Below are 13,312 nucleotides of genomic sequence, written 5' to 3'. Positions count from 1 at the left end.
TACTGCATTTTCTTGAGCTACTGCCGAATAATTTTCGATTAACCCTAGATTTTGACAATAATAACAAGTTGAGCTTTTAAACCATCACTCTATTGATTTTTAATATTTTTAAAACAGCTTGGCTACTATCCTTTGCTTTTTCATATTTATTTTTTAAGCTCTGTAATCTGTCAACATATATTCTTAACGTCTCTACTTCTTTACTTTGATATATTAAGCTCTCTATTTTTTCAATTTTATTAACCGCTCTGCCTCTTCATACGGTTCTTTACATTGTCTTACTAAATTTGCTTTTGTAAAATTAGTATTAGCATTGTTATGCATTAATAGTGAAAGAATAATTTTGTTTTCTACTAAGTTACGACCACAGTAATGTAATACTTCAGTCATCTGTTTATAAGTCACTCACCGTAGCACCATATTCAAGTAACATTTTGGCTTTTTTAAAATTACCTGTAACCTCTAAAGCAGTATCACCATTCTCATCTTGTATATTAAGATCAATAACTTTTTACAGTAACTCTTTAAGGCCTGCTAAGTCAGTTACATAATGTAGGGTACTTTTGTTTTCTGGGCTATCTACCGTATCAAAACTAACGTCTTTACTGTTTTACTATTAAGATTATTGTTAATACTAATGCGTAAATCATGAAACATTTCTGGAGCGGTTTTACATTCTTTTGCATTACTCCCCTTTCCTATACAAAATTTAAAAATATTTATTAACTTAGAAATTTTAGGCATACTTATTTTTTTAGTTATTTTATTAAAATTCCATGTTTCATGGTATTTTTGACTCGACATTAAATATATTTTAATAAAGTCAATGTGAATGGTTAATTTTTATGAATTAACCAATTAACAATATAATTTAAAAATTCTTTTTTCTTGAATCTATTTGTAATATAGTAATAGGCATATTTAATATTTGTAGAGGGAGTAATGAAACAAAATCCAAAAATCTCATTAATAGGTAGCGGTAACATAGGTGGTACACTTGCTCACTTAATTAGTCTTAGAGAACTCGGCGATATCGTGTTATTTGATGTGACTGAAGGAGTACCGCAAGGAAAAGCATTGGATCTCATGCAAGCCGGTACAATAGCCGGGTCTGATATCAAAATACAAGGCACAAACGACTATAAAGATATTGAAGGATCTGATGCCATAATTATTACTGCCGGTTTACCAAGAAAACCAGGGATGAGTAGAGAAGATTTAATTAGCATTAACACCGGTATTATGAAAACGGTTGCAGCAAATGTTAAAAAATATGCTCCTGATGCCTTTGTAATAGTAATTACCAATCCACTTGATGTTATGGTATATGTCATGCTTAAAGAAAGCGGATTGCCTCACAATAAAGTAATCGGTATGGCAGGAGTACTTGACTCATCAAGATTTAATCTTTTTCTTGCTGAAGAGTTTAAAGTATCGGTTAGCAATGTTAATAGCATGGTTCTCGGCGGTCACGGCGATGCTATGGTACCTCTTGCAAGATATTCTACAATATCAGGCGTGCCGATACCTGACTTGATAAAAATGGGCTTATCAAGTAATGAAAATATTGAAAAAATAATCGATCGTACTAGAAACGGCGGCGGTGAGATTGTTGCATTACTTAAAACAGGTTCTGCTTATTATGCTCCCGCAGCCTCAGCAATAGAAATGCTTGAGTCATATTTAAAAGATAAACGTCAGATTCTAACTTGTGCCGCTCATTTACAAGGTGAGTACGGCGTACATGATTTATATGTCGGAGCGCCTATTATGATCGGTAAAGAAGGTGTTCTAAGAGTAATAGAACTGCCGTTAACCGCAGAGGAAAAAGCACTATTTGATAAATCAGTCGAGGGAGTTAAAAAACTCATTGAGACGATAAAATAAATGATAAAATTATATTATTGAAGCACAAATGCAACAAGATTTAAAATATTGAATTAATACTAATTATTAGTATTGTTAATTGAACATAAATGGTATTACATTTTGGTTTATTTTTATTAATAGAGGGAAATTATGAAACATAAGAATGAATTAGACCGGCTAATAAGAAATCTTTATTTAATAAAAAATACTAATTTAAATAATATTTTAGAAACAGATAAACTAGCTATAACACGTACAACTATTTTATAGAAGCTCTAATAAACAAAATAGACCCTAGAACGCCACGACCGTATGTTTCTCAACAACAAGCTAACTTCAAAGTAACAAATGATAAAAATATACAGGGTGCTAGTAAAGAAATTTATTTAACAAATCTACCTATTAGTATTGGTAAAGTTGAAGGCTTTAAGGAAGACGGAAAAGGTCGAAAAACAAAGGCTCAACTTGATACCCTAATATCCCCTTCAGATTTTTCAGCATGATTAAGACTAAGTAATTCATTACCGATCACTAATGAGCAAGAACTAGAAATAAAGGGCAATATTAATCTATTGCAATTGATGGAAGAAGTTGTTCAGAAAGTAGGGGAAAAGAGCTTCAATATAAAGCAAGATAAAAAAGTACTTACCTCACAAAAAAACGAACAAGCTATAACACACGGTCAACAAAAAGTAGAACTTAGCCTTAAAGCAGAAATAATCAAGTTAAGGGCAGCAGTTCAAGAAACAATCAAAAATCCAACTAATAATGAAGAATTTAATAAGACATCAAAAGAAATTTTAGGTTTGATTAATAATATCAACGCTCATCAACCATCTAGATTACAGGCAACTAGAAATAAAATCCTGAGTAGCGGAGAAAGCCCTAATACTAAAAATACAAAAATAGAGGGATTTTTTCTTGAACCACCTGAATGGGATAAATTTCAAGAATTAAGAGAGAGCTTACCAAAAATAAAAGAACCTAGAGAAAAATTATATGAAATGAAAAATTTTTATGATGTGATTAATTCATTAGATAAAAATATCATTCTAGGAGTAATGCAAGAGAAATAAAAAGTGCAACAAGCGTCCAATCAAAAAACGCAAGAGATTATAAGAAGTAAATTTTTATACCTTGATAATGCCTGGGATTTTTCAGATGGTTTACAAAATTTATTTGAGAAGTTAAAAAATAAAGAAGCAACAGGGGAAAAAGAACTTATAGAAGCTTCTAAAAATATACTCAGCAAAAGTATATCAGTAAATAAAAATTACTTCCGTAATACTAATAATTCAAGCGAATTAGATTTACAATATAAGCTGTTGTTAAGATAATATCTCGCAAAATATAAAGAGGCTCTAGTCTTATATGCCAGAAGTAATAACAATAACAAAATTGATATATTATCCAAATAAATTTATATCAAATTTAATCAAGCAAAATGAATCGGTACTACAAAAAGAAACAGGTAAATATTCTCCTTCTTTAGAAACTATACCTGAAGATTCTATACCTAAGTTATCACCGGCAATAGTACATTCCTCAACAGAACTTTTTGCAAAACTAGAAAATTCATTCAATAAACTAGCACAATTCACTGATAACATATTAATAGATACCGGCAAATCTTATGTACAACAGGCAAATATTAATCCTCAATCTAATACCGTTTCTAGATCTTCTTCTATTGATTCAGGAATAGCATCAAGTCAAGAAGAATTATCTTACCACATTTGGAAAAAGCAGCTCTACTAATTTAATTGAAGCTCTTTTTAGTACAAGCGCAAATTTTATCAAATTCAAATATAGCAAAAGACAAGTTAACGGTAACAAAAGAACTACAAAAATCCATCCAACAAAAAAAAAGTAAGCAATGAAAGACTTACTCAAGAAGAAATAGATAATATTTATAAGACACTAGGTATATTTGAAGAAATTAAGGAATATGAAAAGAGCGACAATTCACGTGTTCCTCGTTTACTAAATAAAAATTACTATAAGCTAACTGATCCTCGTGAGGAGCGTAGAAGCGATAACATCGCTTTAGAGCAGGATGATACTGGAATGCTAACTACTGATACTGATTTAGAGTGGGATGACACCGGAATACTGCCTCCTGCCCAAAATAGTGCCGTTTCAGATAAATTAAAAAAAGCAGTAGATGATTATATATCTGAGCTACAAAATGAAAAGCTATCTAAAGATACATCCCCGAAACAAGTTGAGGCAATAACTCATCCAATGCAGGAAGCAATACCGACTCCTCTTGCTCTTTCCTGAAATATTCATCCTATATTCGATGATACAATAAAGTTCTTAAAGAGGTTTAAAGAAGAGATCGATAAATTTCCACAAGATTATACTAATTATACTAAAACCTCTACCATACCTCTATATTGAAATAATGTTAATAGAAATTTAGGAAGCAGTGAATTTTTAGCAAGTATGGTATCAACTTCTCAACAAGATGAGAGAATTAATGATATATTAGATAAACTTCAAAAAATTTCTACTAATTGTAGTAAGATAATAATGATGATAAATTTAATCAAGAGATTAAAGCATCTTTTGTAGAAATTAATACCACATTAAAAAATATAATGGAATATAAAGGACCCGAAATAGAATATTTAAATTCCAATATAGAAAAAGTTTAAAAGAATTTATCTAATTTAGAATCTTTGACTTATGAATTATCTAAAAATACATCTCCGAAACATATTAAGCAATCAACCTAAGATCAACCTAAAATATCTACAGGAGCAGTTACCGGTATAAAAGATAGAATAGCAAAAATTGAAGCAGACTCTGACAGCAAAATCAAAAAATACTGGATAGAAGAAAAGAAACAGACTGTAGAAAAACAACATGAAAATACTCAATCTGACTATATAACGCCTCAGAAAAATTTTGAGTTTGAAAATCGAGGTAAAGAAATTAAAGAGAATAGTACCAAAAATTTAATAAACAAATTTGAAAACTTAGCAAAAGAAGCGAAGCAAATTGGGATACAAGCACAGCAACGCTCCAAATCTTCAAGCAGTCCTAACATAAAACCTACAGGTTGCAGTAAAGACGGAAGAAATATATAAGGCAATTGATGTTATTCTTGTTTTGGGGTCTTGTTGCATGGCTCGTTTATGTCATTTCCGCGAAGGCGGGACTCCAGTAAAAAAAACAAGTTTTTTATGTGTTTATTTTGGCAAATATATCAATATTGAAGTTATTTTGCTAGATCCCCGCTTTCGCGGGGATGACATTGAGTAGGTTTTTCAAGCCATGCAACAAGACTTTACTATTGTGAGGATGACATCCTACGTAAAACCAACACTGTACTCATTAATATTATAAGCAAAAATATGAAAAAGCTTAAAGTGAGAGATAGTGACTTAAAATTTTGCCATAACAACATACTAAAGAAAGGAGTAGTTGAGGATAGAATAATACCTCCAAAAGAATGTGATAGACTATAAAGCCTCATTTTAACATTAGTCTTAAATAAGGATTGAACAATAATTTGTAGCGGTACTGCATAAAATGCTGCAAGTCCTATTAATATAACGGGACAGAGAATATTAAATATTTGTTTGTATAACATTATTTGCATTCCTAAAGCAACAATAATGCTGACAAATAAAGCCCCTGTAATCTGTCTTAAAGGGTTTATTTTATCGGCAAACAGCCCTGCAAAAACAGCTGATATTCCATAGGTAGTAGTAAGAGCTATATTCATAAATCTTATTTCAGGATGATTTATAAGAGCTATTTTTGTTAAAAAAACTCCTAAGAAAATTACTAAAAAGTGATACACTCCTCCAATAGCACCGTTTATTAGTAATGCTATTATAACGGATAGTTTATTATTCCATATAATTTGCCGCAAGGTACTTTTTGATGACGTTCTTAAAAACTCGCTACTTTCTTTAAAAAAATTTCTCATCAAAATAGCAAATAAACCAAATATTGCTCCAATAAAGAAATTAAAACGCCATAAATATTGGATATCGGAATTACTAGCGTAATAATAAGCTATAGCCGCAAGTAATGCACCTATTTGGCCACAGCATGAAACTATTCCTATATTTAAATTTTTCTGATTATCTCCTGTTTTTTCAGCTACATAAACCTTTATTCCGTCAACCTCTCCGGCAAGGCTTGCTAAAAAAACCATTCGACATAATGTTAGTATTACCGTAGCAAAAATACCTATTATCTCAAAGGAAGGAGTAATAGCAATGAATCCGGTAGCAATGCTACTCATGCACATTGATATCTTGATAGATTTAGTACGCCCGTATTTATCTCCGATAAATCCAAAAATTAAGGACCCTAAAGGTCGTACTATAACAGCTGCACTAAGAATAGCAAAAAAACCAAGTAGTTGTTTATCCTGCTCTATATTAGGTAAGAAATTTTGTGCAAGAATACTAGCCGATAAACCGAATAGAGCATAATCATAATAACGGATAATCGTTGTAAAAAATGCAACTAAACAAGCTGAATTAGACATATAATATTTTCTTTGTGTGGCAACAACACATGATACCAACTATTTAGGCTGTGTGAAAGAAAATTAATTTAATCTATTTTTACTCTGTGCGTCTACAAATTATAAGATTTTTTTGAAATAGGGACAATTACAGCATAATTTCAATATAGAAATATTTTATATTTATTTTACTATTGTAGTTTTAATTATAATATTTTATATTTGGTATATATTTAATTTTTAACCGTTTTAAAAATATGCACTTAGAATATAAAGTTACTATATCTGAAAATGGCAGAATAAATATTCCTGCAACAATTCGTGATCAATTACATCTTTCTTCTCTAATAATATTAGAATTAGCTTTTTTTTTCTTCAAGCCACTTTTTCCTCTCTTCTAGTTCTTTCTGTTTTTGCTTTAACTCTTCATCAAAAGAAAGCGGTTTATTTCGTACAGGCTGCCCTAAATCAGAATGTATTAGATCGTCAAAATTGTCTCTAGAAGCTAACGGTTTTTTACTGGCATCAGGTATTTAAGGATCGTGTTTTCGTAAATCTTTTGTAATGTCTTGTATATTTTTATGAAGTTCTGTAATCGACACCACTTTACCTCTCACAAGTTAATTGATTTTAAAGATATAGTAATTAAACCTCGTTTATAGCTTCAACGCAAGCAAAAGTTGCTATTTTTAGTATTTCATTAGCTGTTGCTGCAGCTTGAAGTATTTGAACGGGTTTTTCAAAACCGTTTGTTATAGGACCTATAAAGCTGTTTGACGAAAATTCTTGTAACAACTCAGTAGAAATAGCAGCTGAATTTAAACCAGGCATAATTAATACATTTGCAGATCCTGATAATCTACAAAATTTATATAATTTACGTAAATCACCATCTAAAGCCACTTTAACCGACATCTCTCCATCATATTCAAAATCTACTTTCATGCCGCTCAGCTCTTCTTTGTCCTTGCTAAAATTATCTAGTATATTTACTGCTTCACGAATACGAGCTGTTTTTGCCTTAGAAGAATTACCGAATGTTGAAAAAGAAAGAAGTGCAACACGAGGCGTGATTCCCATATTTTTAGCAATTTCTGCAGTTTGGGTTGCTATTTGTGCAAGCTCCCAACTGTTTGGATATTCTGTAATACAATTATCGGCAATAATAATATTATTATCTTTAGCAATCATAATTGAATAGCCAAGGATGCTACGATTAGTTTTTGGTGAAATGACTTTCATGATATCTTCTAAACTATCGATATAACTTTGTGTAACACCGGTTAGAAGAGCATCACCGTCACCGCATGCTAACATACAAGCAGCGAAAATATTCTTATCAGTTTTAACAAGCTTTACACAATCACGGTATAAATAACCTTTTCTCTGAAGTCTTTTATATAAATAATCAGTATATTTCTCTAAACTATCGCTTAAGGCCGCATTCATTATTTGAATTCCGTCTAAGCTAATATCTTGACCTATCTTTTTTAACATAGCTTCAATTCGTTCAACACGACCAATTATAATCGGATGACCGTATTTCTTGTCTCGCATCATAAGAGCGGCAGAAATTACTTCTTCTTCTTCACCTTCAGCAAAAACAATCCGTTTAAGCGGTGCATTATGAATTTTTTCAGCTAAGAAATTCATATAGTTAGCAGTAGGATTTAATCTGCTACTTAATTCTTTCTTATATTTACCTATACTAAAATCCTTAACCCTAGCAACGCCGCTTTCTATTGCAGCAACGGCAACCGCCGCTGCTACTACGGTAATTAAACGAGGATCAAACGGTACAGGAATGATATATTCCTTACCAAAAACCATCTTACGCCCTGAATAAGCTTTATACACCTCTTCCGGTACAGGTCTACGGGCTAAATCTGCAATGGCTTTTGCTGCAGCTATTTTCATTTCCGTATTAATAGTCTTAGCTCTTATATCTAATGCTCCTCTAAAAATATAAGGAAATCCCATAACATTATTAATCTGATTATTATAATCAGATCGCCCTGTTGCTATAATCGCATCATCGCGTACAAGTTGTATATCTTCCGGAGTAATTTCCGGATCAGGGTTAGCCATAGCAAAAATAATCGGATTACTTGCCATTCTACTCACCATATCTTTAGTTACTGCGCCTTTTACCGATAACCCTATAAATACATCAGCGTTATTTAAGCTTTCCGCTAAAGTTCTAAACTTGGTATCACTTGCATATAGCTCTTTCCATTTATTCATACCTTCTAGGCGTCCTTTGTAAACAACGCCTTTAGTATCACATACAATAATCTTTGATTTATCAGCTCCAAGAGCAATTAATAAATCAATGCAAGCAATAGCTGCTGCACCTGCTCCGTTAACTACGATTTTTAAATCTTCAAGCTTGCGATTAGTAAGATACGCAGCATTTATTAGCCCTGCGGCGGTAATAATCGCTGTTCCATGCTGATCGTCATGAAAGACCGGTATATCCATTAAAGATTTTAATTTTTCTTCTATAATAAAACATTCCGGAGCTTTAATATCTTCAAGATTAATACCCCCAAAACTATAACTGAGATACTTCACGGCATTAATAAATTCTTCAGGATCTTCCGTATTCACTTCCAAGTCAATTGCATCAATATCAGCAAATTTTTTGAATAGTACCGCTTTACCTTCCATCACCGGTTTTGAAGCGGCAGCTCCTAAATTACCAAGCCCAAGTACGGCAGTACCGTTAGAGATTACGGCAACTAAATTACCGCGAGCAGTATATTTATACACATCCTCTAAATTTTTAGCAATTTCAAGGCAAGGAGCCGCAACCCCTGGGGAATAAGCAAGTGATAAATCTTGCTGAGTAACTAAAGACTTTGTTGCAGAAATAGCGATCTTACCAGGCTTATCTTTTTCATGATATTCAAGGGCCTCAGCATAATTTATTTTATTCATTTCATCCATTTTAGAAATTCCTGTTTTATTTGTTTGTTTTAGTTTTTCGTCATTGCGAGCAGACGCAATAGGCATCGACGAAGCAATCTCAGGCAACATTCCTGAGATTGGCCATGCTCCTTTCAGTCGCTCGCAATGACGTGGTAAATTCACCCCATTATATACATAATAATTGATATAGTAACTACCGAGAAAAAAGTAGTAAATGTTATAATCGACGCCATAGAATCAGGATCACCGTTAAGTTGACGAGATAAAACATAAGCCGTACTCGCACATGGAAGGCAGCTATATAATATTCCTACCGATCTATTTAATCCGTCAATAGACATTAACCATAGTACTACTACACTAACTAGAGGAAATGCCACTAATTTAACAAAGCTTGTAAACATTACATTATGTAAAAGCTCTTGTCTAATAGTAAAATTAAGCCCTGCCCCAACATTTAGCATACCGATAGCTAAAGCGGCATTAGAAAGGGTATCTAACGTTTTCTTAAGCCCTAAATGTAATTCAAGATTTGAGTAATTAAAAACAAATCCTACTAAACTTGCGATAATTAACGGATTACGCACAATTAATTTCATCATTAAAACAAAACTAGTGCTAATAGTATTAGTCACGGATTTATTAGGGATATAATAAGCGAAAATCATTACCGATAAAATATTGGTAAAAATAATCATATAAGAAGAAATAATGGCAACGATTGAAAGTCCGCTAGAACCAAGCAAGGGGCTACTTACCCCAAAAAAAATGTAGCTATTATAACGAATCGATCCTTGAAAAATGGAAGTAAATTGGACTTTATCTATGTTGTATTTTTTTTGGTAAATTATAAGACCGCTTGATACAAGAATAGTGGATATAATAAGAGCCACTACTAATTTAATTATGGGCGCAATGCTTAAATCGGCAGTAGATACGTAACTAAACAACATGGCAGGAAATAGTACAAAATACGATAATTTCTCAATACCACGCCAAAATTCTTCTGAAGTTAACCATTTATTTTTGATAATACTACCAAGCAGCGTAATTAAAAAAATAGGTAACGTACTACAAAAAATTGCATTCATTTGTTAATAGTTTTTATTTTAACATCCTTGCGAGGAGCGAAGCGATGTGGCAATTTCGTCCAACTTCCTGAGATTGCCACACTCACTTCGTTCTCAATGACGCTTAGATACCCATGCGGGAATGATATATAGGCTACAACTGCCCTTCAACCAGCTTTTTCATTTCCTGCACCCCGTAAAGCTTTATAAAAGTCCCAAGTCTTGGACCTTCATTCTGTCCAAGCAATATTTGATATAAATCTTTGAAGTAATCACGCAGATTTTCATATCCTGCTTTCATTCCTATATCATATATTGCTTTCTGAATTGTTTCAGCTTCGGTTTGATCAGCTATATCAGATAACATATCTAATATATCCTGCAAAATAACCTTATGCTTTTCAGAAGGAGATAAATATGATTTATGTGCTTTAATAAAGTCATTATAATATCTTATAGCAAATTCTGCTAAATGGTCAAGATAAGGGTTAGTATTTGGAGTTGCTTTTGGCTCATATTTGCTAATAAATCCCCAAAGCACCGATTTATCCGAAGGATTACACACAGAAGTAAGATTTAAAAGCAACGAATAGGTAATTCCAAAAGTCTCAATTTTCGGTACATTTCCGTGATGGATGTGATAAACGGGATTTGCAAAACGCTTTGCCCTGTCCTCTTCTAAATGATATTTCTGGTTAAAAGTAATATATTCATCAACATTTTTAGGAATTACATCAAAAAACAAACGCTTAGCTCTAGTCGGATTTTGATACATAAATAATGCCATACTTTCAACAGGAGCATATTTAAGCCAATCATCAATGCTAATACTATTACCTTTTGATTTTGATATTTTCTCACCGTTTTCATCTAAGAATAACTCATAACATAACTGCACCGGCGGCTTTCCTCCTAGGATTCGGCAAATTTCCGAATAAAGACGAGCATTTGCCAAATGGTCTTTGCCGTACATCTCATAATCGACTTTAAGCGCAGCCCAACGCATACCAAAATCCGGCTTCCACTGTAATTTGCAATGCCCTCCCGTTACCGGTACTTCTATATAATTACCGGCTTTGTCTTTATACGTTACAGTGCCTGCTTTAGCATCCCATTTCTCTATAGGTACTTGCAGTACCTTACCTGTTTTCGGACATATAGGCATGAAAGGTGAATAGGTAGCCTTGCGCTCTTCTCTAAAAGTCGGTAGCATTAGCTCCATTATCTCGTCATATTTCTCAAGCACCATTATCAGCATCTCATCAAACATACCAGCTTTATAACAGTTAGTACTGCTATAAAATTCATACTCAAAGCCGAATTTATCAAGGAATGAGCGAAGCTTTGCATTCATATAATGCCCATAACTTTCACATTCACCGAATGTATCAGGGATAGAAGTAAGCGGCATATCCATATACTGTGCCACCATTTCAGGATTTGGGATATTGCTAGGTACTTTACGAAGCCCGTCCATATCATCGGAAAAGCAAATTAGTTTAGTCGGAATATCGGATAATTGCTCAAATGCTTTCTGTACCATCACCATACGGGCATTTTCACCAAAAGTACCGATATGAGGTAAACCTGAAGGACCGTAACCCGTTTCAAATAATACATACCCCTTCTCAGGAATTTGACCGTTTAAGCTATCTAATATCTTCTTAGCCTCAACAAAAGGCCACGCGTTTGACTTAATAGCATCTTCCCAAATTTCTGACATTGATTTTTCTTGCGCTTTAATTAATAATCAGTGACAATATACTAAATTTATTTATTTGTAAAATATCAACTTAAACACCGTCATTGCGAGGAGCGAAGCGACGTGGCAATCTCATCAAACTTCCCGAGATTGCCACGCTCCTTGCAGTCGCTCGCAATGACATTAAGAAAAAAAACATGCCATTTAATACTATTATAAATTACATCAGAAAAGATAGCTATAAAGTTCTACATTTAGGACTGATCGCAATTTCTATAATAGCACTTTCTACCGCTTATATTGCTGAATATATATTCCATTATACACCCTGTCCTTTATGCGTTTACGAACGATTTCCCTATTTAACCCTAATCAAAATTTGCTTAACTGCTTTAATCATCCGACAGTTAAGTAAGTATACTTTAATATTCATTCTCCTAACTATCCTTAGCTCTTGTATATTATCAACCTATCATAGCTTCATAGAAAGAGACATATTACAACCAAGTGCTCTTTGTGTATCAATGCTTCATATCCCGAAAGGCTTGTCTATACAACACATCAAACAAATGTTCTACTCACAGCCAATCACGTCCTGCATGAAACCCGCCATCAAAATCTTTGGTATTTCTATGACAGAGTATAATCTACTCTTAAATATCGGTCTTCTAATCTGTTTACTCCCCGTTTGGTTTTATCCAAAATCTAATAAATAGTTAAAAAATTAACTATTGGATTGCAGAAATTCAAAATATTATGTATAATGCTCGCACGACAAAATAATATTTAAACATAAAGGAATATTTATATGATGAATCAACCAACAAATAATGCCAATTACAGACTTCCAGACGGTAGTACGGTTTTACATAATGCAGCAACATATAGGGAATGTAAATAATGTTAGACTTTTACTTTCACAAGGTGCCGATGTTAATGCTTTAGATGCTAAAGGAAAAAAACTATAGATTATGCATCTAAACCAGAAATTAAAGAAATACTAACTGATTCCGCTAATGCACGCTCAGCACTACCTAAATTCAAAGCAGAACAAAAGCTTGCTGAGATGAAGAAAAATATTAAAAATGAGGATGATAAAAATAAAATTATCAACGGATTAATTATGAATCCTGAATTTTATTCTGATATAGATGATGTTACAAGAGAGAAATTAATAGAAAAACTTTTTAATTATAATTTAACGATAATAATCCAGTAATAGCTCCGGTAGCAGCACCGGCACCAGTA

At 32.8% G+C, this 13,312-nt stretch carries 12 protein-coding genes and 3 pseudogenes; 10 read left to right on the top strand and 5 right to left on the bottom strand.

From position 1 onward, the window contains the following. Nucleotides 1-222: 222 nt before the first annotated feature. Nucleotides 223-390 (bottom strand): hypothetical protein, encoded by a 168-nt coding sequence (locus ABVF33_RS03215; RefSeq protein WP_032849810.1) that lies wholly within the window; start codon nt 388-390, stop codon nt 223-225. A 552-nt stretch (nt 391-942) separates the two neighbouring features. Between ABVF33_RS03215 and mdh the strand changes: the two genes are divergently transcribed. The 7 genes and pseudogenes from mdh to ABVF33_RS03180 all read left to right on the top strand — a co-directional run. Then, a complete protein-coding gene (mdh, locus tag ABVF33_RS03210; protein WP_499706244.1) occupies nt 943-1,887 on the top strand; it encodes a malate dehydrogenase in 945 nt (314 codons plus the stop codon). Nucleotides 1,888-2,450: 563 nt separating this feature from the next. Then, nucleotides 2,451-2,945, top strand: coding sequence for a hypothetical protein (locus tag ABVF33_RS03205; RefSeq protein WP_499706243.1), 495 nt, complete (start codon nt 2,451-2,453; stop codon nt 2,943-2,945). 3 nt (nt 2,946-2,948) lie between these two features. Then, on the top strand, nt 2,949-3,206 hold the full coding sequence (locus ABVF33_RS03200; protein ID WP_499706242.1) for a hypothetical protein: 258 nt from the start codon (nt 2,949-2,951) through the stop codon (nt 3,204-3,206). A 34-nt stretch (nt 3,207-3,240) separates the two neighbouring features. Beyond that, nucleotides 3,241-3,627: a hypothetical protein gene (locus ABVF33_RS03195; protein WP_499706241.1), complete on the top strand. Its 387-nt coding sequence runs from the start codon at nt 3,241-3,243 to the stop codon at nt 3,625-3,627. Between the two features lie 309 nt (nt 3,628-3,936). After that, entirely contained in the window at nt 3,937-4,152 is a 216-nt protein-coding gene (locus ABVF33_RS03190) for a hypothetical protein (RefSeq protein ID WP_499706240.1), read from the top strand. 165 nt (nt 4,153-4,317) lie between these two features. Then, a pseudogene (locus ABVF33_RS03185) lies at nt 4,318-4,529 on the top strand (hypothetical protein). A gap of 24 nt (nt 4,530-4,553) precedes the next feature. Continuing rightward, nucleotides 4,554-4,850, top strand: a pseudogene (locus ABVF33_RS03180) (hypothetical protein); the annotation flags it as partial. A gap of 317 nt (nt 4,851-5,167) precedes the next feature. On the opposite strand, the gene ABVF33_RS03175 reads toward ABVF33_RS03180, so the two are convergent. Beyond that, the gene (locus tag ABVF33_RS03175; RefSeq protein ID WP_499706239.1) at nt 5,168-6,382 is read right to left on the bottom strand and encodes an MFS transporter; all 1,215 of its coding nucleotides are present in this window, start codon (nt 6,380-6,382) and stop codon (nt 5,168-5,170) included. 236 nt (nt 6,383-6,618) lie between these two features. Here ABVF33_RS03175 and ABVF33_RS03170 point away from each other — a divergent pair. Further along, a pseudogene (locus ABVF33_RS03170) lies at nt 6,619-6,705 on the top strand (AbrB/MazE/SpoVT family DNA-binding domain-containing protein); the annotation flags it as partial. A 301-nt stretch (nt 6,706-7,006) separates the two neighbouring features. Here ABVF33_RS03170 and ABVF33_RS03165 read toward each other — a convergent pair. The 3 genes from ABVF33_RS03165 to ABVF33_RS03155 all read right to left on the bottom strand — a co-directional run bounded on the left by ABVF33_RS03165 (nt 7,007) and on the right by ABVF33_RS03155 (nt 12,085). After that, nucleotides 7,007-9,310, bottom strand: coding sequence for an NADP-dependent malic enzyme (locus ABVF33_RS03165; RefSeq protein WP_499706436.1), 2,304 nt, complete (start codon nt 9,308-9,310; stop codon nt 7,007-7,009). Between the two features lie 140 nt (nt 9,311-9,450). Beyond that, nucleotides 9,451-10,383, bottom strand: coding sequence for an AEC family transporter (locus ABVF33_RS03160; RefSeq protein WP_499706238.1), 933 nt, complete (start codon nt 10,381-10,383; stop codon nt 9,451-9,453). A 133-nt stretch (nt 10,384-10,516) separates the two neighbouring features. Further along, nucleotides 10,517-12,085: a lysine--tRNA ligase gene (locus tag ABVF33_RS03155; protein ID WP_499706237.1), complete on the bottom strand. Its 1,569-nt coding sequence runs from the start codon at nt 12,083-12,085 to the stop codon at nt 10,517-10,519. A gap of 176 nt (nt 12,086-12,261) precedes the next feature. Here ABVF33_RS03155 and ABVF33_RS03150 point away from each other — a divergent pair, with 176 nt between their 5' ends. After that, nucleotides 12,262-12,780, top strand: coding sequence for a disulfide bond formation protein B (locus ABVF33_RS03150; RefSeq protein WP_499706236.1), 519 nt, complete (start codon nt 12,262-12,264; stop codon nt 12,778-12,780). A gap of 350 nt (nt 12,781-13,130) precedes the next feature. After that, nucleotides 13,131-13,283, top strand: coding sequence for a hypothetical protein (locus ABVF33_RS03145; RefSeq protein ID WP_004995953.1), 153 nt, complete (start codon nt 13,131-13,133; stop codon nt 13,281-13,283). The last annotated feature ends 29 nt before the right edge of the window (nt 13,284-13,312 follow it).

Origin of the sequence: Candidatus Rickettsia barbarica (assembly GCF_041477405.1) — a bacterium.
In the GTDB taxonomy this organism is placed as follows: Bacteria; Pseudomonadota; Alphaproteobacteria; order Rickettsiales; family Rickettsiaceae; genus Rickettsia; species Rickettsia rickettsii.
Note: the sequence above shows the minus strand (reverse complement) of the source record. Positions and strands in the feature narration are given on the sequence as shown.

What these genes read in the sequence shown, in the direction of transcription:
- ABVF33_RS03215 (WP_032849810.1), bottom strand. Translation starts at nt 390, where the DNA reads ATGACTGAAGTATTACATTACTGTGGTCGTAACTTAGTAGAAAACAAA.
- mdh (WP_499706244.1), top strand. Translation starts at nt 943, where the DNA reads ATGAAACAAAATCCAAAAATCTCATTAATAGGTAGCGGTAACATAGGT.
- ABVF33_RS03205 (WP_499706243.1), top strand. Translation starts at nt 2,451, where the DNA reads ATGGAAGAAGTTGTTCAGAAAGTAGGGGAAAAGAGCTTCAATATAAAG.
- ABVF33_RS03195 (WP_499706241.1), top strand. Translation starts at nt 3,241, where the DNA reads ATGCCAGAAGTAATAACAATAACAAAATTGATATATTATCCAAATAAA.
- ABVF33_RS03190 (WP_499706240.1), top strand. Translation starts at nt 3,937, where the DNA reads ATGCTAACTACTGATACTGATTTAGAGTGGGATGACACCGGAATACTG.
- ABVF33_RS03175 (WP_499706239.1), bottom strand. Translation starts at nt 6,382, where the DNA reads ATGTCTAATTCAGCTTGTTTAGTTGCATTTTTTACAACGATTATCCGT.
- ABVF33_RS03165 (WP_499706436.1), bottom strand. Translation starts at nt 9,310, where the DNA reads ATGGATGAAATGAATAAAATAAATTATGCTGAGGCCCTTGAATATCAT.
- ABVF33_RS03160 (WP_499706238.1), bottom strand. Translation starts at nt 10,383, where the DNA reads ATGAATGCAATTTTTTGTAGTACGTTACCTATTTTTTTAATTACGCTG.
- ABVF33_RS03155 (WP_499706237.1), bottom strand. Translation starts at nt 12,085, where the DNA reads ATGTCAGAAATTTGGGAAGATGCTATTAAGTCAAACGCGTGGCCTTTT.
- ABVF33_RS03150 (WP_499706236.1), top strand. Translation starts at nt 12,262, where the DNA reads ATGCCATTTAATACTATTATAAATTACATCAGAAAAGATAGCTATAAA.
- ABVF33_RS03145 (WP_004995953.1), top strand. Translation starts at nt 13,131, where the DNA reads ATGAAGAAAAATATTAAAAATGAGGATGATAAAAATAAAATTATCAAC.